The sequence below is a fragment of the Proteus genomosp. 4 str. ATCC 51469 genome (assembly GCF_003144375.1).
Taxonomy (GTDB): domain Bacteria; phylum Pseudomonadota; class Gammaproteobacteria; order Enterobacterales; family Enterobacteriaceae; genus Proteus.
This window is the reverse complement of record NZ_PENV01000004.1, coordinates 169,896-195,115: the sequence shown is the minus strand read 5'-3', so window position 1 is coordinate 195,115 and position 25,220 is coordinate 169,896. Positions and strand designations below refer to the sequence as shown.

20 protein-coding genes are annotated in these 25,220 nt (G+C 38.0%); 16 read left to right on the top strand and 4 right to left on the bottom strand.

All coding sequences use genetic code 11. The annotated features are described in order from the left end of the window. Positions 1-29 precede the first annotated feature (29 nt). Positions 30-1,430 carry an amidohydrolase gene (locus tag DK866_RS06565; RefSeq protein ID WP_109374035.1) on the bottom strand — a complete coding sequence of 467 codons (1,401 nt, stop codon included), beginning with the start codon at positions 1,428-1,430 and terminating at the stop codon, positions 30-32. Positions 1,431-1,603: 173 nt separating this feature from the next. Between DK866_RS06565 and DK866_RS06560 the strand changes: the two genes are divergently transcribed. Next, positions 1,604-2,845: a TerD family protein gene (locus tag DK866_RS06560; protein ID WP_109408233.1), complete on the top strand. Its 1,242-nt coding sequence runs from the start codon at positions 1,604-1,606 to the stop codon at positions 2,843-2,845. A gap of 112 nt (positions 2,846-2,957) precedes the next feature. Here the strand turns inward: DK866_RS06560 and DK866_RS06555 are convergent, their stop codons facing one another. Then, positions 2,958-3,413, bottom strand: a complete 456-nt coding sequence (locus tag DK866_RS06555; RefSeq protein WP_109408232.1) for a YaiI/YqxD family protein — start codon at positions 3,411-3,413, stop codon at positions 2,958-2,960. 66 nt (positions 3,414-3,479) lie between these two features. Next, positions 3,480-4,355 (bottom strand): EamA family transporter, encoded by an 876-nt coding sequence (locus DK866_RS06550; RefSeq protein ID WP_109408231.1) that lies wholly within the window; start codon positions 4,353-4,355, stop codon positions 3,480-3,482. 97 nt (positions 4,356-4,452) lie between these two features. On the opposite strand from DK866_RS06550, the gene DK866_RS06545 reads away from it, so the two are divergent. The 14 genes from DK866_RS06545 to fhuB all read left to right on the top strand — a co-directional run bounded on the left by DK866_RS06545 (position 4,453) and on the right by fhuB (position 23,214). Further along, on the top strand, positions 4,453-4,935 hold the full coding sequence (locus DK866_RS06545; protein WP_109408230.1) for a MarR family winged helix-turn-helix transcriptional regulator: 483 nt from the start codon (positions 4,453-4,455) through the stop codon (positions 4,933-4,935). Between the two features lie 276 nt (positions 4,936-5,211). After that, positions 5,212-7,350: a TonB-dependent receptor plug domain-containing protein gene (locus DK866_RS06540; RefSeq protein WP_109408229.1), complete on the top strand. Its 2,139-nt coding sequence runs from the start codon at positions 5,212-5,214 to the stop codon at positions 7,348-7,350. A gap of 2 nt (positions 7,351-7,352) precedes the next feature. After that, positions 7,353-8,237 (top strand): heme/hemin ABC transporter substrate-binding protein, encoded by an 885-nt coding sequence (locus DK866_RS06535; RefSeq protein ID WP_109408228.1) that lies wholly within the window; start codon positions 7,353-7,355, stop codon positions 8,235-8,237. Positions 8,238-8,257: 20 nt separating this feature from the next. After that, positions 8,258-9,604 (top strand): heme anaerobic degradation radical SAM methyltransferase ChuW/HutW, encoded by a 1,347-nt coding sequence (gene hutW / locus DK866_RS06530; protein ID WP_409076903.1) that lies wholly within the window; start codon positions 8,258-8,260, stop codon positions 9,602-9,604. A gap of 42 nt (positions 9,605-9,646) precedes the next feature. Then, positions 9,647-10,135 carry a heme utilization cystosolic carrier protein HutX gene (gene hutX / locus DK866_RS06525; RefSeq protein WP_208105246.1) on the top strand — a complete coding sequence of 163 codons (489 nt, stop codon included), beginning with the start codon at positions 9,647-9,649 and terminating at the stop codon, positions 10,133-10,135. A 6-nt stretch (positions 10,136-10,141) separates the two neighbouring features. Continuing rightward, the gene (locus DK866_RS06520; RefSeq protein ID WP_109408226.1) at positions 10,142-10,771 is read left to right on the top strand and encodes an NAD(P)H-binding protein; all 630 of its coding nucleotides are present in this window, start codon (positions 10,142-10,144) and stop codon (positions 10,769-10,771) included. Between the two features lie 216 nt (positions 10,772-10,987). Beyond that, entirely contained in the window at positions 10,988-12,586 is a 1,599-nt protein-coding gene (locus tag DK866_RS06515) for an ABC-F family ATPase (RefSeq protein WP_109408225.1), read from the top strand. A 192-nt stretch (positions 12,587-12,778) separates the two neighbouring features. Then, positions 12,779-15,019, top strand: coding sequence for a TonB-dependent siderophore receptor (locus DK866_RS06510; RefSeq protein WP_109408224.1), 2,241 nt, complete (start codon positions 12,779-12,781; stop codon positions 15,017-15,019). A 9-nt stretch (positions 15,020-15,028) separates the two neighbouring features. After that, positions 15,029-16,183: an ABC transporter substrate-binding protein gene (locus DK866_RS06505; protein ID WP_162556982.1), complete on the top strand. Its 1,155-nt coding sequence runs from the start codon at positions 15,029-15,031 to the stop codon at positions 16,181-16,183. Between the two features lie 2 nt (positions 16,184-16,185). Further along, complete coding sequence (locus DK866_RS06500; protein WP_109408222.1) at positions 16,186-17,307, top strand: SUMF1/EgtB/PvdO family nonheme iron enzyme; 1,122 nt, start codon at positions 16,186-16,188, stop codon at positions 17,305-17,307. A gap of 111 nt (positions 17,308-17,418) precedes the next feature. Beyond that, a complete protein-coding gene (locus tag DK866_RS06495; RefSeq protein ID WP_109408221.1) occupies positions 17,419-19,503 on the top strand; it encodes a TonB-dependent siderophore receptor in 2,085 nt (694 codons plus the stop codon). Positions 19,504-19,575: 72 nt separating this feature from the next. Continuing rightward, complete coding sequence (locus DK866_RS06490) at positions 19,576-20,358, top strand: ABC transporter ATP-binding protein (RefSeq protein WP_109408220.1); 783 nt, start codon at positions 19,576-19,578, stop codon at positions 20,356-20,358. Then, the gene (locus DK866_RS06485; RefSeq protein WP_109408219.1) at positions 20,349-21,257 is read left to right on the top strand and encodes an iron-siderophore ABC transporter substrate-binding protein; all 909 of its coding nucleotides are present in this window, start codon (positions 20,349-20,351) and stop codon (positions 21,255-21,257) included. Before DK866_RS06490 ends, DK866_RS06485 begins: the two co-directional genes overlap by 10 nt. Then, positions 21,247-23,214, top strand: coding sequence for a Fe(3+)-hydroxamate ABC transporter permease FhuB (gene fhuB / locus DK866_RS06480; protein WP_109408218.1), 1,968 nt, complete (start codon positions 21,247-21,249; stop codon positions 23,212-23,214). The genes DK866_RS06485 and fhuB overlap by 11 nt, the downstream gene beginning before the upstream one ends. A 62-nt stretch (positions 23,215-23,276) precedes the next feature. Here fhuB and DK866_RS06475 read toward each other — a convergent pair whose 3' ends face one another. Continuing rightward, on the bottom strand, positions 23,277-24,485 hold the full coding sequence (locus tag DK866_RS06475) for an MFS transporter (protein WP_109408217.1): 1,209 nt from the start codon (positions 24,483-24,485) through the stop codon (positions 23,277-23,279). Between the two features lie 141 nt (positions 24,486-24,626). Between DK866_RS06475 and DK866_RS06470 the strand changes: the two genes are divergently transcribed. Then, positions 24,627-25,220, top strand: coding sequence for a TetR/AcrR family transcriptional regulator (locus tag DK866_RS06470; protein WP_109408216.1), 594 nt, complete (start codon positions 24,627-24,629; stop codon positions 25,218-25,220).

Here is a 25,220-nt window from a genome sequence, read left to right as displayed (position 1 = left end):
CCTAGGATAAAGATGTTTGTTATCAATTCTTATTTAACAACTTCACCACTATCAATAACAGTTTTGCGTACTTTATCAGAGAAATCTTGTGCCTCTTTAATAATCGCTTTCTCATCAACGGTTAATAGTTGGCGATCTTCCATTAAGATTTTGCCATCTACAATGGTATGGCGAACATTACTGCCATTTGCGCCATACACTAATGCTGCATAAGGGCTATACATAGGCACCATATTAGGTGATTTTGTATCAACAACGATAATATCAGCAAGCTTACCTGATTCTAATGAGCCCAATTTATCTTCCATATGCAAGACTTTTGCTGAACCCATCGTTGCTAACTCAACAACCGTTAACGGTGGCATTGCCGCACGATCTTTATTCTCTAGCTTATGAATTTTGCCAACAAGATTTAGCTCATTCATCGTCGTTAGTGTATTACTCGACATTGGACCATCAGTCCCTAAACCGACACGGACACCCTTTTCTAGCATTGCAACGACAGGCGCGACACCTTTCGCTGATTTAGTATTCGCACTGATATTATGAGCAACACCAACATCATATTTTTTCAGTAAATCAATATCTTTATCATCAACCATAATTGCGTGAGCTGCGATAACTTTATTATTTAGCGCTCCGATATCTGCCATATATTGAACGGGACTTTTACCACCAGTACGTTTAGCTATTTCTTCTTGTTCACGGTCTGTTTCAGCTAAATGGATCATAACAGGAACATCTAGCTCTATGGATAATTTGGCAATTTTCTGAAGGTTTTCAGTAGTGTTTGTATAAGGAGCATGTGGTGCAAATGCTGGGATAATACGAGGGTGATCTTTATATTCTTTAATAAAGTTTACTGCGTATTGAATACCTTCTTCTGGTGTTTTCGCATCTGCGACAGGGAAATTAATAACAGATTCTCCTAATACAGCGCGATTTCCCATTTTATCAACGGTTTTAGCAACTTCATCCTCGAAATAGTACATATCAACATACGTTGTTACGCCACCTTTTACCATTTCGATATTTGCAAGATCAGCACCTACTCTGACCATTTCACGAGAAACCATTTTGCTTTCAAGCGGGAAAATATAACGGTGAAGTCTATCTGGAACATCATCCGCTAATGAACGAAACACAGTCATCGAACCATGTGTGTGGGTATTAATTAAACCCGGCATCACAATATCACCATCAACATCTAGGACTTTATTCGCTTGGTATTCTTTAGAAAGCTCAGGGCCCCCAACGGCAATAATTTTATTTTCTTTTACGACAACAGTGCCCTGTTCAATAATTTTATTTTGCTGATCCATAGTTAGAACAGTACCGTCAACTATCATCAAATCAGCCTGTTTTGCAGCGTAACTGGAAAAAGAGACCGCCATTACAGCCAAAGCAAGCATAGATTTAGAAAATGACATCATTACCTCTCGTCTTGATGGGAAAAATTCCCTAAGATTATAAATAAATTCATTGGTTTTTGATATCTAATGAAAGTGAAAGAGATCACCGAATAAATAATTAATTGAAGTTATTATCACTTCTTTCATCTCAATTTCTTGCAGTTGGTCTTATCAATCAAGGAGCAGTTTTAATGAGTAAAACGTTGCAACCTGGTGAAAATACATCACTAAGTGAAAATAAAGGACAAGTTAGAGTCTCTCATGCAGTAGGCAATAACCTTGATATTAATCTGACTGCTTTTTTAGTCACTGAGTCAGGCAAAGTCGTTCATGATGATGATATGGTTTTCTTTAACGCTCCTCATCATGCCTCTGGTGCTGCATCATTTATTGCACCCGTTACTCAAGATTCATTGGTTATTCATAGTATTGATTTCGACTTATCTCGTTTACCCACCAATATTACCAAAATTGCTATTACCTTGACGCAAGATGGAAGTGCTGGCGGTTTTGCTGTTGTTAATCAATTAAAAGCGCAAGTATTGATAAATAATGATGTTATTGAATTAGCACCAAGCCAATTTTCGCAAGAAACGGGCATTATTGTTTTAGAGCTATATATTCGAAATGGGCAAAATAAAGTACGTGCTGTTTGGCAAGGGTTCGCGTCTGGACTTGCTGGGCTATGCGATCTTTATGGCATTGAAGTTGAAGAGCCTGCCCCAGTTATTGTGCCTGCATCAACACCACCTGTTAATATACAAAAAAGTGTGGTGAAACTGACGAAACCAGATAGTAGCCACCGTGTTTCTTTACTAAAAGGGAGTGATGCACCTAAGCGCATTTTAGTCAGTGCAACGTGGATAGATAATGGTGATGGTAAGGATAATGATGATTTAGATCTTCGTGTGGGTATTTTGCGTCCTAATGGTCAAATGTCTATAATTCAAGCGCCAGATAAAAGTGGTGCTTTTAATGCAGATCCTTTTGTTTTCCATACGGGTGATGTGGTCAGTGTTAGTCAAGATCAGCCCGGCTGTGAAACCGTTGAAATAAACCCCGCTATTTCTCAATTAATGGGCGGAAAAGTGGCATTAGTTTGTAGTGTTTATTCTGCCATTAGTAATGGTTGTGTTTCTGTTGCATCATTAAAACCAACAATGCGTATGGAATATGGTAATCAAATCGTTGAGTGCTCTTGCGAATACAAAAAAGGCTTTTTCAATAATATGATTTACACCTATGTCATTGGTATTATTGAAATCGATCAAGACAGTATTACATTAAAACCTTCAGGTGTGACATCAAGAGCAGGTAGTGAAGCCACTCCTTGGTTAACACGTATTGGTGATGAACTTAAGTTAACGATGGATGGCCCTCATGTTTTTAAAGGAAAGAAACCAAGTATTCTAGGCAAAAAACGTTATGTTTAATTTCATTATAAAAAAGAAATAACTTAGCGTTTGTCCTAAAAAAGGAAAACGGGCAATGATTAAAATGCCCGTTTTTTTATTTATTTACTTAAAGAGATGATAACCTGTGAAATTAAGCACGTCTTTTTTGCTCTAATAGCCACTTGTCTAATTCATTAGCAAAAAGCTGGCGGTCGCGTTGGTTTAGACTTGCTGGCCCCCCCGTTTGAATACCACTGGCTCTCATCGTATCCATAAAATCACGTATATTTAAGCGTTCACGAATAGTGGCTTCAGTATAACGTTCACCCCGAGGATTTAGAGCAACCGCCCCCTTTTCAATCACTTCAGCCGCTAATGGGATATCTGCGGTGATCACCAAGTCATCTTTATTAGTACGGCGGACAATTTCGTTATCCGCAACATCAAATCCAGCGGAAACTTGTAATGTGCGTAAAAAAGGCGATGCAGGTACGCTTAATCGTTGGTTGGCAACAAAAGTAATGATCATTTTTTCTCTGTCTGCTGCTCGATATAACACTTCTTTGATTACTTTAGGACATGCGTCAGCATCAACCCAAATAGGCATAACAACTCTCTCTTTATTCTGTATTAAATATTGCATGGTTAAGGAGGTTAAAATAACACAATAATCCTAACTAAGTGATTGAAGCTTTGCTCTTGCTCGTTTTTCTGATTGCTGATTAACCCAAATACTCACTAATATCACAATCATACCGATAATTTGTAAGCTAGTTAATTGTTGTCCTAATAACGCCCAACCTAAAATAACAGCACTAAGCGGGCTTAAAAATCCTAATGATGCTACTGAGCTTGGCCCTAATAATGCCAGTCCTCTAAACCAGAAAATATAGGTTAATGCTCCACCAATTAACGTTAAATAGGCTAAGCCTAAAAGATTAATCCCCGTTAATGAAGGTAATGTAGGTTCAAATAATAACGCAAAAGGTAATAATACAGCGCCACCAGCAGTTAATTGCCACGCGGTAAACGTTAAAGGAGTAACTGGCGGTTGCCAACGGCGACTTAATACAGTACCCGCTGCCATTGATAAGGCGCCACCTAATCCTGCCATTATTCCGATAGGATCAAGTGTTGCATTAGGTGTAAGTATTAATATTGCCACACCTAATATCCCACCTAATGCTGCTGAAATAGAAAGCCATGATAAACGTGTTTGTAATAACCAACGAGACAAAAATAAGACAATTAAAGGCTGAACTGCTCCTACAGTTGCAGCAACACCACCAGGTAAACGATAAGCAGAAATAAATAATAACCACCAAAATAGTGAGAAATTTAAAATACCCAAAATGATTACGCGTAACCACCATATCCCTTGAGGCAGTTGTCTCATAATTATTAATAATAAAATACCAGCAGGTAATGCACGTAATGCAGCCAATGTCATTGGTACGTTAGCAGGCAACATTTCGGTTGTCACAATATACGTACTTCCCCAAACAATGGGAGCTGAAGCTGTTAATAAAAGCGTTGTGTATCGATTCATAAAGTGACTCAATTTATTTGTCATTGTGATTTATCTTGAGGTCAAGATAAATTGATAATACCTTGACGTCAAGATAAATAATTGACATGATAAATGCATGGACAGAATAGATAGAATTACCGAACAATGGCAACGTGAACGACCTGATCTTGATATTAGCCCAATGGGGTTAATCGGCCGGTTGGGTAATATCACTTTGCATCTTTCCCGCGAAATGGAGAAAGTTTTTTCCCAATTTGGCTTGAATACATCAAGTTTCGATGTGCTTGCCACATTACGACGAGCAGGAAATCCTTATACTCTTTCTCCTGGTGAAATGTTATCAACATTGATGGTTACATCGGGCACAATGACAAACCGTATTGATCAATTAGAAAAAGCAGGCTGGGTTATTCGTAAAGTTAATCCGCAAGATGGTCGTAGCTTTTTAGTTTCTTTAACACCACAAGGTTTGGAATTAATCAATCAAGTTATTGAAGCTCATGTTAATAATCAAAAACGTTTGGTGGCGGGTTTATCACAACAAGAACAGCAAGCATTAAATGCATTACTCAAAGTTTTCCTTAATTCCCTAGAATAATATTTTTTCCCTATTCTATTTTCTGCAAGATATTTAATAATAAAGGTAAGTATAGAAACTGAGTGTTCTTACTTACCTTCTTTTCTTTGATTGCTTAAAAACCCTTCTTTTTATGCCGTTTTTGTTTATTTAGGCACCAAATGTGCATGAAGTCACATTTTTACTTTGATTTAAATCAAAGATGCATTCTATTTACTATTTTTAGGTTGCTGAATACCAAAAGTTAAATTATAAAGCGAATGATAATCATTATTGATCTCATTAGGATCTGTAACTATGTGCATTCAATTTAAATCTTGCTTCGTCTTATCTGCTCTAACTCTCTCACTTTCTCAATACGCCATTGCTGAAACGGCGTCACCTAAAGAAGAAACGCTAGTTGTTACTACAACACGTAGTGCTTCCTCTTTATGGAATAGCCCTGCGACCATTCAAGTCATTGATAAAGAGTCATTAAGTCAATCAACAGCTTCTTCTATTGCGGATCAATTGCGTGATATTCCTGGTGTTGAAGTGACTGATAATAGCCTCGCGGGCCGTAAACAAATTCGTATTCGTGGCGAATCTTCATCACGTGTACTTTTATTGGTTGATGGACAAGAAGTCACCTATCAACGAGGTGGTCAAAACTTTGGTGCGGGTATTTTAATTGATGAATCTGCACTAGAGCGTATTGAGGTGGTTAAAGGTCCCTATTCTGTACTTTATGGTTCACAAGCTATTGGCGGTGTGGTGAATTTAATTACCCAAAAAGGTGGCGATAAGCCCTTTGGTGGTAATGTTAAAGTTGTTTATGACTCAGCAACGATGGGATGGCGTGAGTCAGCGTTAATTTCAGGCACAATAGGTGATTTTGAATACCGTTTTAATGGGAGTTATGCCGATCATGGTGATCGCGATACGCCAGATGGTCGCTTAACTAATACGCATTTTAGAAATAATGGTCAAGGAGCATGGTTAGGCTATAAAGTTGATAAACATAAATTTGGGCTTTCACTTGATCGCTATGATTTATCTACGCAATCTTATTATGCTGATGAAGGCAAATATCAAGAATTTAGCGTTAAAGTACCTAAGCTTGAGCGTGAAAAAATCGGCTTATTTTATGATTATGATATTGATGCTGATTATTTTAAGAAACTTCATATAGATGCTTATACACAACGAATTGAGCGAAAATTTGAGAACCGCGTTGGTGTTGTTACGCCAACAGGTAGCCCAAAGATTGGTAATTTAACTGTTAAAAACCGAACACAGTCAGAGGATACACAGAATACTTATGGAATGACTATGCAGGCAAACTTTACGTTACCTGCAAATAATGAACTAATTTTAGGCGCACAATATCAACAAGATAAAGTAAAACAAACCTCTGCTGGCCAAACATCTTCAAATAGTACAACGGGTTTCCCACCTGCCGTAAACTATGAAAAACAATCTCTGTTACATAATCGCAGTAAACAAACTAATGCATCTGTTTTTGCCCAAAATGATTGGAAAATAACAGAAGATTGGTCATGGACTGTGGGTGCTAGGCAGTATTGGTTAAAATCAGAATTACAAGATGGTGATGAGACTGTTAACCATGATAAAACAGGCACAAGCTATAAGACATTATCCTCTACATCTGTGAGAGATAACGCTTTTATTATTTCATCCAATCTACGTTATTCCGGATTTAAAGATACTGAATTGCGCCTTGCATTTGCACAAGGTTATGTGTTCCCTACGTTAGTTCAGCAATTTATGAATACAACGGCGGGCGGTGCGGTGACTTATGGCAATCGTGATCTTGAGGCTGAACATTCTAATAACGTGGAATTTGGGGCGCGTTATAAAGGGAATAATTGGTATGTTGATAGCGCCATTTATTATTCTGAAGCAAAAGATTACATCACCTCAGTCGCTTGTGCTGGAGAACGTATTTGTGAAGGAAATAGCAAAACAGGCCGAGCAGATTACTTCTATTATGACAATATCGATCGCGCGAAAACTTATGGTATGGAGGTAATGGCCCAATACCAAGGCTGGTCAATTACACCTTATGTTTCTGCCAATGTGATGCGTCGTCAATTTATTAGCCCAACCCTAAAAACATGGGATACAGGGGAACCTACAGTCACTACACGTATTGGTGCTAAACATCTATTATTACTCAATAATATGAATCTAATGTCAGATTTATATTTAAGATCTGCAACGCAAGCTAAAGATTATAGCAATCCAGAAAATAAACAGCATTACGCTGGCTGGACAACGGTTAATCTTTCACTTAGTAGTGAGTTTGGTCATAACGATCAATATCGTATTAACTTTGATTTAAATAATATTTTAAATAAACGTTATCAAACGGCTCATGAATCTATTCCTGCTGCGGGTATTAATGCGGCAGTTGGCCTGACATGGGCGTTTTAACAATGAAAAAAATATTAATTACTCTCAGTTTATTATTGTTACCTTTTAGCTTAACGGCAAAAGAGAATATAAAAAATGACCGTTGGGTCATTGCGGGTGGTTCTATTGTGGAATTAGTTTATGCCATGGATGCTGGCAATAAGGTTGTTGGTGTTGATGAAACTACCTCTTACCCAGAACAAACTCAGGCATTACCTCATATAGGGTATTGGAAACAATTAAGTGTTGAAGGCATTTTGTCTTTGCGTCCTTCTACTTTTGTAACATGGGATGATGCTGAGCCGAAAATGGCCTTACGTCAGCTTGCACAGCATAACGTTAAGGTGATTTCTTTACCAAGAACGCCAGCAACCTTTGAGTTAATGCTTCAAAACATCCGCACGTTAGCCGTTTCACTGGATAAGCAGGCACAAAGCGATACATTAATTGATTCATTACAATCCCGCTTAGACACTATTAAAGCTAAAAATAACCAAATTAAACAGAAAGTAAAAGTGATGTTCTTTCTTTCACCGGGAGGTGGAATTCCTCAAGTTGCAGGGAAAACCAGTGTCGCAGATGCGATCCTTCAATTAGCAGGCGGTGAGAATATCGCAACACACGAGAATTATCGTATCTATAGCGCAGAGGCCATTATTGCCGCTGATCCAGAGTTAATTGTTATTACAACACAAAGCCAGAAAAACCAAACAGGTACAATAAGAGCGTCTGAAGGATTAGCTTCTGTGCCTGGTGTGTCAATGACTCAAGCATGGAAAAATCAACGCATTATCGAAATTGATCAATCCCTTATTTTAGGAATGGGGCCTCGTATTGTGGATGCCGTAGAATTATTGCATCAACAATTTTACCCCGCTGATCTAGTAAACGGTAATAAGGTCGAATAATAAGTAGGAATGATTTAATAATGAAAGAGTCAGTCGCAACACATATTATGCCCCCTTCTACTGAAATTGATCTTACTGCTCATTTCGCTTTAGAAGGTGATAGCCCTTTTCGAGATAGACATGCCACCATGCCATGGCGAGGTTCTGTACCTATTGCGAAAGAAGAACAGCAATCTACATGGCAAGCCTTATTAGAAAGTAAAACACCAGCCTGCAAACGTTTGTTGTATATTCATATTCCTTTTTGTGCGACTCATTGTACGTTTTGTGGATTTTATCAAAATAACTATCACGAAGAAGCCTGTGCACGCTATACCGATGCATTACTGCGTGAGATATCGGCTGAGTCAGATAGCTTACTTTATCAATCAGCACCAATCCATGCGGTTTATTTTGGTGGTGGAACCCCTTCTGCGTTATCAGCTAAAGATCTTTATCGTGTGATCACGCATTTGCGCCAATCCCTCCCTTTAGCGCCAGATTGTGAAATCACCATTGAAGGTCGCGTTTTAAATTTTGATGATAATCGTATTGATGCTTGTTTAGATGCAGGCGCAAACCGTTTTTCTATTGGTATTCAAACCTTTAACAGTAAAATTCGTAAACGAATGGCAAGAACCTCAACGGGTGAAGAAGCAGCCAAATTTATGAAAGGGCTTTGTTTGCGCGATCGTGCTGCCGTGGTGTGTGATTTGTTATTTGGATTACCTGGGCAAGATGCGACGAACTGGCAAGAAGATCTCACTATTGCTCATGATATTGGTTTAGATGGTGTCGATCTCTATGCATTGAATTTATTGCCTAATACACCATTAGGTAAAGCGGTTGAAAATCAACGAATTACTGTACCTTCACCAATACAAAGACGTGATCTTTATCTTCAAGGTTGTGACTTTATGGAAAATGTGGGCTGGCGTCAGATCAGTAATAGCCATTGGGCAAGAACAACCCGTGAGCGCAATCTTTACAACCTATTAATCAAGCAAGGGGCAGATTGCCTAGCTTTTGGTTCTGGTGCTGGTGGCTCAGTGAATGGTTATTCATGGATGATTGAACGTTCACTTGATAATTATTATCAAAAAATCACAGATAACCAAAAGCCCTTAATGATGATGAGTCGTACAACCGATAGTGGTTTTCGTTGGCGTCATGAGTTACAAGCTGGCATTGAGTGCGGACGTGTTGATTTAGCCAAGTTAAGCCCACAAGCGACTCTACTCTCCCCTTTATTAAATCAATGGTATCAAGCGGGTCTTGTTGAAGACGATTTTCTTTGTATGAAATTGACCAATGAAGGTCGATTTTGGGCAAGTAACTTGCTGACATCCTTACAGCAATTAATTTTGCAATTAAATACGCCTCGTTAATTTTATTACCCTGAATATTAATTAGAAGATGGAAACAACATCATGAATACTGAATTACAACAATTTTTAATGACTGAGCCTGATGGAACATTGGAAACTATTGCTACACAATTTAATACCACATTGTTGGAGGTTGTGAGACATTTACCATCACGCTCATTAATGAGTGGCGAACAATTCGATACTGTATGGGATAGTGTGATGAAATGGGGTAATGTCACCACGCTTGTGCATACTCAAGATGTCATCTTAGAGTTTAGTGGTGAGTTGCCAAGTGGTTTCCATCGTCATGGCTATTTTAACTTACGAGGTAAAAAAGGAATGACTGGCCATATTAAAGCCGAAAATTGCCAATCCATCGCAATGATCGAACGTAAGTTTATGGGTATGGATACCGCCTCTATTTTATTTTTCAATCAACAAGGCGTTGCTATGTTTAAAATTTTCCTTGGACGAGATGAACATCGTCAATTATTGCCAGAGCAACTATCAGCCTTCCGTCAATTAGCACAACAATTAAATAAGGAATAATTGCACGTGAAAACTTGGGTTATTTTTGGTGCTGGCGGTAAAGGTATTGGCGCACATATTGCAGATATTGGCGTTACACAACAACGCCCTATTGTGGCTTTAGTTCGTTCCGAAGATGCGGCTAATCGTTTAGAAGAAAAAGGGATCAAAACAGTTATTGGTGATGCGATTGATGCTAAAGCGGTTGAAGCTGTTTTAACACTAGCAGGAAAAGAAGCAGACATTATCTCCACAATGGGCGGAGAAAATGATTATCTTGCGCATAGAACCGTGATTGATATTGCAGAAAATATGGGTTTTCAACGGATGCTCATGGTTTCTTCTTTAGGCTGTGGCGATAGTTGGGTTGCTTTATCTGACAGAGCAAAAGCCGCTTTTGGGCAAGCCGTTAGAGAAAAATCATTAGCTGAAGTATGGCTGCAAACTAGCCGTTTTGATTATGCGATAGTAAGACCTGGCGGATTACTGAATGGTGAAGAAACGGGTAAAGCTCAGCTTTATCAATATGAAGAGACTCACGGCTTAGTTAATCGTCGTGATGTCGCACGTTTGGTGACTCAACTTCTTGAAGCCGATCTTCTAGATGATCAAGTTTATGCAGTGGTTGAACCGGGTTTGGTGCCAACTAAATCATAGATATTAATATCAACATAATTAGCTTAAGAGATAACCTATGTGTTATCTCTTTTTTCTTGCTTTTATTGTGGTCAATAACTCACATTATGATGAGTTTTCTGCTCACAATGAAATTTCCTCAATAGTCATTTGTCACTTTACTGTCTTAATGGGGGTAACTTGTGGCATAATGCGGCCCCATTACCTTTTGTCATTCACTAATAATGAGTATTCGTCTTGTTAATCAGCAATAATATCACTATGCAGTTTGGCTCGAAGCCACTGTTTGAAAACATTTCTGTCAAATTCGGTGGCGGAAATCGCTATGGTTTAATCGGTGCTAACGGTAGCGGTAAATCAACCTTTATGAAAATTTTAGGTGGCGATTTAGTGCCAAGTAGCGGTAACGTATTTCTTGATCCTAATGAGCGCCTTGGTAAATTAAAACAAGACCAATTTGCTTATGAAGAATATACAGTGCTTGATACTGTGATTATGGGTCACACTGAACTTTGGGAAGTTAAACAAGAGCGCGAACGCATCTATAACTTACCAGAAATGAGTGAAGAAGATGGCTTACGAGTTGCCGATCTGGAAGTAAAATTCGGTGAAATGGACGGTTATACCGTTGAATCTCGTGCTGGCGAATTATTATTAAATGTAGGCATTCCATTAGAACAACATAATGGCCCTATGAGTGAAGTCGCACCAGGTTGGAAATTACGTGTGTTATTAGCACAAGCCCTATTCGCTGATCCGGATATTTTGTTATTGGATGAACCGACGAATAACTTGGATATTGATACTATTCGTTGGCTTGAACAAACGCTAAATGAACGTAACAGTACCATGATCATTATTTCCCATGACCGTCACTTCTTAAATATGGTCTGTACGCACATGGCTGACCTTGACTACGGTGCATTAGCCGTTCATCCAGGTAACTATGATGAATATATGTTTGCTGCAACCCAAGCGCGTGAACGTTTATTAGCGGATAATGCGAAGAAAAAAGCACAGATTAGTGAATTACAATCTTTTGTAAGTCGTTTCAGTGCTAATGCATCTAAATCACGCCAAGCAACCTCTCGTGCTAAGCAAATTGAAAAAATTCAATTGGCTGAAGTTAAAGCATCAAGTCGCCAAAACCCATTCATCCGCTTTGAACAAGAGAAAAAATTATTCCGTAATGCGCTTGAAGTGGAAAATATCTCTAAAGGCTACGATGATAATGCCCCACTGTTTAAAGACGTCAATATGATGCTTGAAGTGGGCGAAAAAGTTGCCATTCTAGGTAATAACGGTGTGGGTAAATCGACGATGATTAAAACATTAGTCGGTGAATTAACACCAGATACAGGCCGTTTAAAATGGTCTGAAAACTCAAATATCGGTTATTATGCACAAGATCACGCAACTGATTTTGAAGTAGATATGACCGTATTTGATTGGATGAGCTTATGGATGAAACCAGAAGACGACGAACAATCTGTACGTAGCGTATTAGGTCGTTTACTGTTCTCTCAAGATGACTTGAAAAAATCAGTTCAAGTTTTATCTGGTGGTGAAAAAGGCAGAATGTTATTTGGTAAGCTGATGATGCAAAAACCAAACATTCTGATTATGGATGAGCCAACCAACCACTTGGATATGGAATCTATTGAATCACTGAATATGGCATTAGAACTTTATCAAGGTACTCTGATTTTTGTTTCTCATGACCGTGAATTCGTAAGTTCATTAGCAAATCGTATTATTGAAATTACACCTGAAAAAGTGACTAATTTCCAAGGTACTTATGATGAGTTCCTTGCCAAAAAAGGTGTTACGCTTTAATTTTACAGCAGAATTAAAGTAATAAACAAACAAAGGCTTGATAACTATTTATCAGGCCTTTTTATTGTAATCAAAAGATCCCGATAATTTCACCCTTCTATTTTTTATTTCATTTATGACTCATTCTATTTTTACGGCAATACAAATATAAATGATTATCATTTATATTGACTGACAGTCGGTCGTTAGTGTATGTTACCGACCACGAGTCAATCATGGTTTATTTCATTTTTTGGGATCATTATGTTGCTACTACCTCAAACAATACATTGTCCAAATAAGCAATTAAAAAATTATTGGAAATGTGGCTATTCTTTTGTTTTACCGACATTAATTTCACTAAGCGTGATGTCACCTTCTTTCGCATCAGAAAATATTGAAAAAATTATTGTTACTTCGGCGCCAAGTTCGTCGTCTGATGCACAACCTTACGGATATGTTGCAAAACAACAGACAACGGCAACTAAAAGTGATGCCACTTTATTAGAAGCACCACAAATGGTTTCTGTTGTTAATCGTAGCCAGCTAGATAACTTGCCCTCTGAATCTATTAGTCAAGCATTACGTTATAGCTCAGGGGTTGTGAGTGAAAAATTTGGCGCTTTTGGAAGCGGTATTGATTATTCAAAAATGCGCGGATTTGATGCCGATTATTATTTAGATGGCTTAAGAATGCTTGGTAATAGTGGTATTTGGGCACCACAGATTGATAGTTGGAGTTTAGAAAGTATTGAAGCCGTACATGGCCCGGCATCTGCCTTATATGGACAAGGTGGTGCAGGTGGCGTGATTAATATGACATCGCGTCGCCCTTCCGCAGAAACGCAACACCAAGTGCAATTACAAGCGGGTAATAATAAAAATCATGGTATTAAATTTGATACCACATCAGCTCTTAATGAGGATGAAACATGGTTATATCGTGTTTCAGGGTTAGCGCTTGAACAAGAGTCGCAAATTCCCTCTTCTCGTCAAACTCGTTTTCTTATTTCACCGGCTATCACTTGGAAACCGAATGATGCACTGAGTTGGACAATATTGGGACAATATCAAAAAGAGCCTCGCCTAGGTTACTACAATACGCTACCGGCTCAAGCATTAGGTTTATTACCGAATCCTAATGGTAAAGTTGATCCTAATCGAAATTATAATAATCAAAGTCATGATAATTCACATCGTAAACAACAGTCGTTAACTTCATTGTTTGAATATGAATTGTCCCCACAGTGGCAATTTAAGCAAAACACTCGTTTTATGAAGGTTGATACGGAAATAAGCCGTGACTATACCCGTGGTTTTTTACCTGGTGATCGCTTATTAACTGCGGTTTATCAGGAAGCACCAAGTAAATCAGAAACATGGGTAACTGATTCACAATTGATTGGTAAATTAGCAACATGGGATATCAATCATACTGTGATGGCTGGTTTTGATTACCAACATGGCTATATGACAAAAGATTGGTGGGGTTCACAAACGGTTAGTTTTGATCCGTGGGCATCACATCATAAGCCTGATTTTGAGCCTTACCCTGTTTCTCGTACTTCCACAAAACAACAATTTGATCGCTATGGATACTATTTACAAGATCACCTGCGTTGGCAGCAATGGAATTTATTACTCAGTGGCCGTTATGACAGTGCGGACTTAGATACACATAATCAAATATCAGGTACGACACAGCAAAGCCATAACACAGCATGGAGTCATCGTGTTGGTTTAAGTTATCAATTTAATAATGGGTTCTCACCATGGATAAGTACATCTGATAGTTTTGATCCTGTATTGGGCACTGATGCAGATGGAAAAGCTTTTATTCCAATGAAATCAAAACAATATGAAGCAGGCGTTAAATATCAAAATCCTGAGTTAACACAACTGGTTAGTGTTTCTGTATATCAATTAACCCAAGAAAATGTCACAACACATAATCCTAGAAATCCTGATTATTATCAGCAATCAGGTGAAATTCGTTCTCGTGGACTTGAGTTTGAAAGTAAATTAGCGCTAACGCCACAAGTTAATATGATGCTCAATTATGCCTATCTTCATAATATTGTGACATCGACTAGCGATCCAACCACCTTAAATAAACACCCTGTTCAAGTACCTACTCATACGGGATCTGCATGGATAGATTATCGTTTCCATCAGCCTTATTTAGACGGTGCATTATTAGGTGCAGGTGTCCGTTATTTAGGTTCAACTTACGGCGATAATACAAATACATTTAAAGTACCCGCAGTATGGTTAGGGGATGTGAGTTTCCGCTACCAATTATCGGCAATTAATCGTGAATTACAGGGTTTAGAATTAGGATTAACTGTCAGCAATATCACGAATAAATCCTATGTTTCTAGCTGTACTAGTTCGACTTATTGCAGTGTGGGAAGCGACCGTGTTGTGCTTGGTGTCCTCAATTACTATTTTTAGGAAATGAACATGGATAACTATCGACGTTCATTACTAAAAGGTGCCAGTGCATTCTCGTTACTATTAGCAAGCCCCTTTCCTGTCTATGCAAAACCAAAACAGAGAGAAATCGTTGATATTCTGGGAAGAGAAATTGTATTACCACAAGAATTAACACGTATTTATGTGGCAGATAGTGGGTTATTTTTACTTTATGCTTCATTAAATGAAGGCGCTCTTTATGAGCGCCTTATCGGGATGCCTTCTGCATTTCGTACCGCCGACTTAAGTTTATATCATCAATATACGCGAGCATTCCCCCAATTATTGGCATTACCTGAATTTACGGCTATGTCGAGTGGGAATTTCAATAGTGAGAAACTTATCGCGCTAAAACCCGATGTCATTATTGTGGCGGTTGGAACTTATCGTGCAATTAGTGTGAATGGTGTGCTGGATTTATTAACGAAAGCGAATATTCCTGTTGTGGTGTTTGATTTGAGTATCGACCCACTTAATAACACGCCAATCAGCACATCTATTATGGGGAATTTACTGGGTAATATTTCACAAAGCCAAGCCATGAATCAATTTCGTGAAAAACAACTCACTTATATTTCTCAGCAATTAGGAAAAAAACCATTTAAACGCCCTAATGTGTTATTTGAACGAGCTGCGGGCTTTACACCTGAGTGTTGTCTTTCTTATGGTAATGGCAGTATGGGACAAATGCTACAAAATGCAGGTGGGCAAAACTTAGGCTCAGAATATATAAAAGGCACTTATGGGGTTTTGAACCAAGAAACGGTGATTTATGCCAAACCCGATAAAATTTTTTTAACAGGGGCTGATTGGAGTGGCTATAACCCGTCAGGTGATTGGATTAACTTAGGGCCTGGTGCAAATTTAGATTTGGCAAAACAGCAACTTGAAATTTTAATGCAACGGCTTGCCTACAAAACACTCGATGCGGTTAAAAATAAACAAGTATATGCCCTTTGGCACTCATTTTATGACAGCCCTTTTGGTTTTATTGCAATCTTACAAATGGCTAAATGGCTACACCCTGATCGCTTTTCTCACCTCGATGTAGACACTATTTTTTATGATTACCATACTCAATTTTTACCTGTGAAATGGGAAACGGGCTATTGGGTAACATTACTTGATCAAGATAAGGAATAATCATGTTTGATATCTATTCACCCGATCCTTTACGGGCAAAAGTTGAGTCACAGTCAGCTGGAAAAAGAACCATTTTATACTCAGCAAAAGGCCAACCTAACTATATGTACGTTGTTCCTTATTTTCGATTAAATGAGGTATCAGATAATCTTGATGATACTATTCACTCTGCATTTATTGTAAATGAAAAAGTTAAGAATGGATTTTTCTATGCGTGTTACCCCGCTTCATTGCATCAAGGTGAGTTGTTAAGTTTGCCTAACCAAAAACCGGCGACATTATTAGACTTATTGAGTTTTCAGCAATATGCACAACATACAGGGCGGGGATTTCATTTAAGTACCCATGCAGAATGGGCTGCTTTAATGCTGTGGTGTCGCCACCACAATATGATTGAAGATGGCAATACAGATTATGGACGAAGTTTTCTTCATCCAGAGCAATCTGTTAATCGCGTTGATGGTAAAGAAGCTGGTGATACTGACTTTACTACAGGTGATCCCACGACAATAACGGGACCGCAATGGTTGAATTGGTATCATGATAATAGTGAGTTTGGTATTAGTGATTTATGTGGCAACCTTTGGGAATGGCAAAGCGGTATGCAATTAAATGCCGGAGAAATACAGATCATTAAAGATAATGATTCTGTATTTTGTGGTGATCCCTCTGTAACAGAACAATGGCACTCAATAGCATTATCAACGGGGCAATTATTGTCCATCAATCATCCCGATAGCGCAAAATACGATGCCCCTTCAGATCATTGTGACAAAAATGCAGGCACTCCCATTTTATCAACTTCAATAAAACACTATAACGGCACACCAACAGATAATGGTTATCCTGCGGGATTAATGGATGGTGATTTTAATGCAATAACAGCAGAAAATAGTATTGAAATACCTACATTATTTAAAGAATTAGGATTATATCCAGCAATAAACCAACAGGACAATGATCAGGTTTATTTACGAAATTATGGTCAACGCTCTTTAATGCGCGGAGGAGCTTGGTATTCACAACAAGCTGCAGGTATGCGAACTTTGTGTTTAAGCCACAATGCATCACATTGCAGCACTTCTGTCGGTGGTCGCCTTGCTTGGATTGATACAACCAGTTAATTAATCTAAAAAATTATTATTTATAGACATTTTTGCATAAATTAATTTACCTTAGTATCGATTGCATGAATAATAGTGCTAATAGTAATCATTATTATTCGGTGGCTTATTGTGATTAATCTTTATGTATTTAAATTAAAACCGGTGGCATTGCTCTGTTCTGCCACCCTTCCTTTTGTTTTGGCTACACAGGCTTTTGCAGAAGAAGCAGTAAAGACAGAACAAGTAGAAAAGCTTGTCGTTAGTGCTCAAGCATTAAAAGTAAATACTAGTTTGCAAGAAACGCCTAAATCCGTTTCTGTCATTTCTCAAAAAGATCTCGAAATACATGCGCCTCAAAAACTTGATGAAGCTTTACGTTATACGTCAGGTGTCGTTTCTCAACCCTTTGGTGCAGATAATGATACTGACTGGCTTCGTGTGCGCGGTTTTGAAGCTGCAACGTATTTAGATAATAGTCGTCTCTTTCGTGATGGTTATTATACATGGCTACTTGAACCTTATGGTTTTGAACAAATTGAAGTTGTAAAAGGTGCTTCAGCTGTATTATTTGGTGAATCTACACCTGGTGGTGCTGTTAACGTAGTACAAAAGAAACCCAGCTTTAAACCTCAAAATGAAGTATTTCTTGAAGTTGGAAATAATGATCAACGTGGGTTTGGTTTTGATGTTTCAAGTGCCACGGATGATAAACGTGTGCGCTATCGCCTTGTTGGGTTAATGAAAAAATCAGACGGAGAATTATCTCACACAGATAGTGAGCGTATTTATCTGGCACCAAGTGTTGCGATTAACTTGACTGACGATACATCATTGACGTTTATGGCAACTTATTTGCATGATGATGGCACACCGACTAACCCGTTCTTTCCTGCAGCAGGCACTTTGATTTCATCTCCTTTTGGTAAAATTAAGCCTTCAACAAATTTAGGTGAACCAGGTTACGATAAATATAAACGTACTCAAATTTCAGCGGGTTATTTATTAGAAAGTAATATCAATGATGTTTGGCGTTTTTCTCAACGTCTAAATTATGGTTATAACGATCTGTTATTGCGTAGCGTTTATGCCTTCCCTAATTCAGATATTACCGCAACAGAACTGAATCGTGGCATCGTTTTCCGTGATGGTAAAAACCAAAGTATCTCTTTTGATAATAATGTTGTTGGTGAATGGGATACAGATAATTTCGAGCATACATTATTAGCGGGTGCTGAATTGCAATATCACCAAACTAAAGGTGATGAACAAGATAATTACAATTTTGGTACGATTAATCCGTGGAACCCTGTTTACGGTAAATATATTCCTCTTGATCCTGCTAATAATGTCAATCGCACCATCGACAAAACACAATATAGCCTTTATTCACAGTATCAAACCAAATTTGATAGTCGCTGGGTTGCAGTAGCCGGTGTACGTCAAGATTGGGTAAAAACAGAAAATAAAGCACAAACAAAAAATGAGGACAAATCACGTACCGATAGTGAGTTTAGCCTCAATGCAGGATTAATGTATCTAGCCGATAACGGTCTCTCTCCTTATGTGAGCTATTCTGAGTCTTTTGAGGTGATGAGCACTATCGACCCTGCGACGAAAGATCTGTATAAACCGTTAAAAGGCGATCAAATTGAGGCAGGGATAAAGTACACACCTGATTTTATGGATGGTTACTTTAATATTGCCTGGTTTGATATCACACAAAAAAATGCTCTTGTAGCAAACCCAACGACTTTTGTTTCAACACAAACAGGTAAAGTGACATCAAAAGGTGTTGAAGTAACAAGTGAAATGCAATTAACGGAACGTTTTGCATTAAAAGCCAATTATACCTATACCGATATGCAAACTGATGACACAGGTAATAAAGGTAAACAACAAGCAGGTTTAATTCCTAAACATACCGCATCTGCCTGGGGTAGCTACACTATTCCAATTACTGGAACTCAAGATTTAACCTTAGGAACAGGTGTTCGTTATTTAGGTAAATCTAAAGATAATCCTAAGAGTAGTGATTTAACTGTACCAAGTGCAACATTATGGGATATGGCTGCAATCTATAACGTCAATAAACAGTGGCAATTACAGTTAAATATCAACAATATTCTTGATAAAGAATATCTCTCTGGTTGTGATTATTACTGTTATTACGGTCAATCCCGTTCTGTTTTATTGAATGCTAAATATCGCTGGTAAATTTTTCTTATTCCTCCATTTATTGCTCATCGTACAATAAATGGGGGAATATTATTTTATAAATGAGTGACCATGTTTGAACTCTCAAATATTCAAATGGATCGCGGTGGACGTACTATTTTATCAATCCCCTCACTGCGTATTTCAGATTCTGGATTAACTATTGTGCTCGGCCATAATGGTTCAGGTAAATCGACTTTAGTCAGTTTATTATCTGGTCAGCAAGCCCCAGATAGTGGAAATATTACACTGAATAATTGCAATATCTCACACTATAAACCACGTGACCTAGCCAAACAGATAGCCTTTCTTCCTCAAAAACTTCCTGCTTCTGCAGGATTAACAGTAAGAGAATTAGTGCGTTTAGGCCGTTTTCCTTGGCGTGGAACATTAGGCCGTTGGAATAAAAAAGATGATGAAATAATCACAACAGCAATGGTAAAAGCGGGAGTTCTGCCCTTTGCAGACACACTCGCTGATGATTTATCTGGTGGTGAACGTCAACGTGCTTGGGTTGCAATGTTACTGGCTCAACAATCACCCATTTTAATTTTAGATGAACCTACTTCTGCTTTAGATATACATCATCAATATCAACTAATGGAACTCTTAAGTGAGCTAAATCAAACTCAACATGTTGGTATTATTGTTATTTTGCATGATCTCAACCTTGCCTTGCGTTATGCCACTCATATTATCGCGCTTAAAAAAGGGAAAATTGCATTTGAAGGTGAAGCCTCTCTACTTTTTGATGATGAGCGACTTTCAGCACTTTATGAAACACCTATTAAGCTGATTGAACACCCTGATAATCAAGGTTTACAACAACATAAGGTGGCGGTGGTATGCGTGTAATATTACAAAAAATAGTTAGATTTCTGCCTTTTTGTCTGGCTATTTTATTTATCACTCCCATTGTTAATGCTGCGCAAAATAGCAATAAAATCCCCCAACGCATTATTGTTTTAGATTGGGATCTACTGGAACAAATATTGACACTTGATGTTATTCCTGTGGGGGCAACTGAAATTGCTGGGTATAACCAATGGGTAGCTCACCCTGTTGCTCCAAATACTATTGAAGAAGTGGGTATGCGAGCAGAGCCTAATTTAGAAAAAATGGCATCGTTAAAGCCAGATCTTATTTTGGCATCAAGTTCACAACAAGATTTATTGCCTGTATTAAAAACTATTGCCCCTGTCGTATATCTGCCTAACTTCTCTCGTCAAGATAATGCCGCAGAAGTTGCTTTGGCGCATTTTAATACCCTAGCCTCTATTTTAGGAAAAACAGCGCTTGCACAAAAAAAGTTAGCGGAAATGGATAGCACTTTTACACAATTAAAGAGCAAATTACAGCAAGCATTTATTACATTACCTGAAGTGGAAGTGATCCGTTTTTCTACATTAACATCTGTTTTTTTATACACCGAAAATTCAACAACTGAATATGTAGTTAATAAGTTAGGTCTAAAATCTGCCATATCATTACCTCCTCAACCTTGGGGAATTGATCAGCGAAGAATGAATATATTGCAGCATATTAGACAAGGATACGTTCTTTATATGTTGCCATTCCCTGATGAAAGTAAACTGCAAAAATCCGTGTTATGGCAAGCCATGCCATTTGTACAGAATGGGCATTTTCATTCAGTGAAACCAGTATGGAATTATGGTGGAGTAGCATCATTAACGTTAATGGCTGAAGCTATTACAGAAAGTTTATTAGATATGGCACAGAATAATGAACATTAAGCAATTTACTTTCTATTTTTTGGCAATCATCTTATTAAGCATTACTAGCTTACAAATTGATAATTCTCTTTCATTATCTCGTCAATGGTATTTGTTAGGGCATTTAGACACAACCACCCTATTTGCCGATGTTTTTTTTATTCATGCACAATTACCTCGTTTAGCTATGACACTGCTGATTGGGGGAATTTTCGGTGTTATTGGCAGCTTAATGCAACAATTAACGCAAAATAACCTGACATCACCGTTAACATTAGGAACTTCATCAGGCGCTTGGTTAGCTTTAGTTATTGTAAATATCTGGTTTACAGATTGGGTTGCTGATCACAGCGCATTCGCTGCGACAATGGGAGCGTTATTGGCTTTCTTTTTGGTGATTATGATTGCAGGTATTCGCAATATGACCGGCTTGCCCCTTGTTGTTTCTGGTATGGTAGTGAATATCTTATTAGGTGCGATTGCAACTGCATTAGTGACGTTAAATTCTCAATTCGCCCAGAATATATTTATGTGGGGAGCTGGAGATTTAGCTCAAGATGGTTGGGATACTTTTTTTTGGTTATTACCTCGAATTGCACCTATTTTACTTATTTTTATGTTTGCACCCCGTATTCTCACTTTATTGCGATTAGGGCATGAAGGTGCAACGGCTCGAGGGCTGTCTGTTTTACCCACATTTGCATTTTTTATTATATTAAGTACTTGGTTAGTTTCTGTTTCAATTACCGTTGTTGGGGTTATTAGTTTTATCGGATTACTTGCACCTAATATTGTCAGAACATTAGGTGCAAGAACGCCTCGTCAAGAGCTTATTGCCAGTGGACTAATGGGAATATGTTTATTGCTTCTTACGGATAGTTTGGCGATATGGATTGGTCAGTGGCTTAATACCGTTATTCCAAGTGGTGTTACCGCGGCTGCAATTGGCGCACCGGCACTAATTTGGTTTAGCCGCAAGAAAATGCGAGCTCAAGATCAACTTTCGATTTCAATTCATTCTCAGGCTAAAACAGTATCAAAATATACCGTGATAGGAATATTTGTATTATTAATACTCGGATTAGCCCTTACTCTGTTCATTCATATTAATGAACAACAATGGTTATGGGAAATACCTTCTGTTTATCAATGGGCATTACGATCGCCACGTTTATTGGCTGCATTATTTGCAGGTATTGCACTGGCTATTGCTGGCGTTATTTTACAACGTCTAATCTACAATCCATTAGCTAGCCCTGATATTTTAGGGGTTTCATCTGGTGCTACTTTTGCATTGGTTTTTTCTAGCTTAATTTTAGGGAGTACCTTACAAACATCACAGTGGGGAATTGCATTATTAGGTAGCTGTATTGTGATGATTGCTCTATTAGTCTTAGGCAAAAAACACCAATATGCACCAGCCAGCTTAATATTAACGGGTATTGCCTTAACCGCGAGTTTAGAAGCCTTTATTCAATTTTTCTTAGCGAAAGGCTCATTAAGCAGCTATAAAATATTATTGTGGTTATCAGGTTCGACTTACCGTGTTAATAGTGAACAGGCTCTCTATTTTGCATTCGCAATTACATTGATTGTGGGAAGTGTCTTTTTATTAACACGCTGGCTTGCATTAATATCAATTGGTCGAAGTTTTGCTTTAGCTCGTGGTTTACATACTGAACATGCCAGTATTATTTTATTAATCATCGTTTCACTATTATGTGCTTTAGTCACTTCAACGGTAGGCCCGATTGCCTTTATTGGCTTAGTTGCTCCTCATATGGCGGTATTACTTGGTGCTCAAAAAATCAACGCACAATTAATGGTTTCAGGGTTAATTGGTGGAACATTAATGGTTTGGGCTGATTGGCTTGGACAAATATTTATTTATCCCGCACAAATTGCAGCAGGAACTTTAGTCGCTATTTTAGGTGGTAGCTATTTCCTTTGCTTAATGTTGTTAAATCGTAGCCGTTGATTGAAAAGCCTAAGATATTGGTGTTATTTTTGCTGATATTCTTAGGCTTTGATCGTTATTAATTACGCATAACTTTTACTGTTTTTATGATTAATGCGTTGAAAACCTAAAAATGCAATTAACATCACTAAAGTACTTGCTCCAATTGCAATCCATACGCCAGATTGAACTTCAGAATAATCAATAAGTTGCCCTGTTAATGTTGCACCAATTGCTGTGCCTACATTTAATCCTGCAAGTAACCATGTCATTCCTTCTGTAAGTTGATTTTCGGGTACACTTTTCTCAATAAGTGACATTGTCACGATTATCATGGGGGCAAAGAAGATCCCGGAAATTAATACCACTAAACTTAAGCTATAAATTGAGTCTACAAAAACAAGAGGCAAAATAGTGAGGAACGTTGCGATGCCACCTAAGCATAATAAGCGGTGTAACGGTGTTGATAATTTTAACGTGCCAAAGAATAGACCTGCAAAACAAGAGCCAATAGCATAGGCGGATAATACAATGCTTGCACCTGCAGGCATTTTTTGGGTATTGGCAAAAGCCACACTAAAAATATCAATGGTGCCTACAATTACACCCATAAAAATCATAATAACAGTTAAGATTTTTACGAGAGAAAAACGGATCACAGATTGTGTCTTATGATGTATTAATTCTGATGATCTCAGTGTTATTGCGGGCTCTGTATTGCGTTGTAAAACAAGAAAGAAAATACCAATAATAAGAAAAATAGCAGACATTAATAACCCTGCTTGTGGGAAAAAAGCGACACTTAAGGTGACAGATATGGGGGGCCCAAGAATAAATGTGACTTCATCAAATACACTTTCTAATGAATAAGCTGTTTGTAAACGACTGTCTTCTTTATAAATTGCGGTCCATCTCGCTCTGATCATTGCAGAAATACATGGCATAAAGCCAATCAGCACTGCAAAAATAAATAATAAACTAATATGCCATTGTAACCATGTTGCCAATAACATGCCCCCTATTCCAATAACGCTGATTAATGTGAATAAAGGTAAAATTCGATATTGCCCATAAGTATCAACTAGGCGTGATATTTGCGGTGATAACATCGCGTAAGTAAATACAAAATTAGCAGAAATTGTTCCCGCTAATGCATAGCTGCCTGTAAGTTGTGAAATCATCATGATGATACCAATACCCATCATCGGTAGTGGTAATCGTGCAACCATTCCCGCTAAGGTAAAAGATAGCGTGCCTTTATAGTTAAATAATGTCCGATAAGTGCTTATCATAGGTTTCCTTATGTTTACCCTTGCCATTTTAGCGAGGGTTAAAGATAATACATACATTACGTATGTATAAATCATATATACATACGAACTGAATGTAAATATACAAACAACACGTATGTATATTTTGAAAAAGGAGATGAAATGGCTAGACGTACTCGTGCTGAAATGGAAGAAACACGGCTGCTATTGCTAGAAACGGCAAGAAAAGTCTTTTGTGAACAAGGTTATACAGAAGCCTCGATGGATGATTTAACTGCGCAAGCGGGATTAACTCGAGGTGCGTTATATCACCATTTTGGTGATAAAAAAGGGTTATTATCGGCTGTTGTTGCACAAATAGATGCAGAGATGGATGCTCGTTTGCAGGCTATTTCCGATACTATTGACGATCCTTGGTTGGCATTTTCAATGCGTTGTCATACCTATTTAGAAATGGCTTTAGAGCCTGAAATTCAACGTATTATTATGCGAGATTCACGCGCTGTATTAAGTGATAAAGTGACTGAACTTCCCACTCATTGTGTAGTATCTATGAGTAGTATGATTGATAAACTTATCGAGAATAAAATACTTGTAGAGGCTGACTCAAAAATGTTGGCTCTATTCATTTATGGCAGTTTAGAAGCCACTGCTTTATGGATAGCGAATAGTCTCGATGGTAAGGATCAGCTAGAACATGCTAAATCTACATTAGATACCTTATTAAATCGTTTACGTATTTTGCAGAATAAATAG

Bases quoted from the DNA above. Each gene is read 5' to 3' on its own strand.
- DK866_RS06485 (WP_109408219.1), top strand. From the start codon at position 20,349: ATGCGTGTAATATTACAAAAAATAGTTAGATTTCTGCCTTTTTGTCTG.
- DK866_RS06490 (WP_109408220.1), top strand. From the start codon at position 19,576: ATGTTTGAACTCTCAAATATTCAAATGGATCGCGGTGGACGTACTATT.
- DK866_RS06540 (WP_109408229.1), top strand. From the start codon at position 5,212: ATGTGCATTCAATTTAAATCTTGCTTCGTCTTATCTGCTCTAACTCTC.
- DK866_RS06535 (WP_109408228.1), top strand. From the start codon at position 7,353: ATGAAAAAAATATTAATTACTCTCAGTTTATTATTGTTACCTTTTAGC.
- DK866_RS06475 (WP_109408217.1), bottom strand. From the start codon at position 24,485: ATGATAAGCACTTATCGGACATTATTTAACTATAAAGGCACGCTATCT.
- DK866_RS06510 (WP_109408224.1), top strand. From the start codon at position 12,779: ATGTTACCGACCACGAGTCAATCATGGTTTATTTCATTTTTTGGGATC.
- fhuB (WP_109408218.1), top strand. From the start codon at position 21,247: ATGAACATTAAGCAATTTACTTTCTATTTTTTGGCAATCATCTTATTA.
- DK866_RS06555 (WP_109408232.1), bottom strand. From the start codon at position 3,413: ATGCCTATTTGGGTTGATGCTGACGCATGTCCTAAAGTAATCAAAGAA.
- hutX (WP_208105246.1), top strand. From the start codon at position 9,647: ATGAATACTGAATTACAACAATTTTTAATGACTGAGCCTGATGGAACA.
- DK866_RS06545 (WP_109408230.1), top strand. From the start codon at position 4,453: ATGGACAGAATAGATAGAATTACCGAACAATGGCAACGTGAACGACCT.
- DK866_RS06560 (WP_109408233.1), top strand. From the start codon at position 1,604: ATGAGTAAAACGTTGCAACCTGGTGAAAATACATCACTAAGTGAAAAT.
- hutW (WP_409076903.1), top strand. From the start codon at position 8,258: ATGAAAGAGTCAGTCGCAACACATATTATGCCCCCTTCTACTGAAATT.
- DK866_RS06565 (WP_109374035.1), bottom strand. From the start codon at position 1,430: ATGTCATTTTCTAAATCTATGCTTGCTTTGGCTGTAATGGCGGTCTCT.
- DK866_RS06470 (WP_109408216.1), top strand. From the start codon at position 24,627: ATGGCTAGACGTACTCGTGCTGAAATGGAAGAAACACGGCTGCTATTG.
- DK866_RS06500 (WP_109408222.1), top strand. From the start codon at position 16,186: ATGTTTGATATCTATTCACCCGATCCTTTACGGGCAAAAGTTGAGTCA.
- DK866_RS06550 (WP_109408231.1), bottom strand. From the start codon at position 4,355: ATGAATCGATACACAACGCTTTTATTAACAGCTTCAGCTCCCATTGTT.
- DK866_RS06505 (WP_162556982.1), top strand. From the start codon at position 15,029: ATGGATAACTATCGACGTTCATTACTAAAAGGTGCCAGTGCATTCTCG.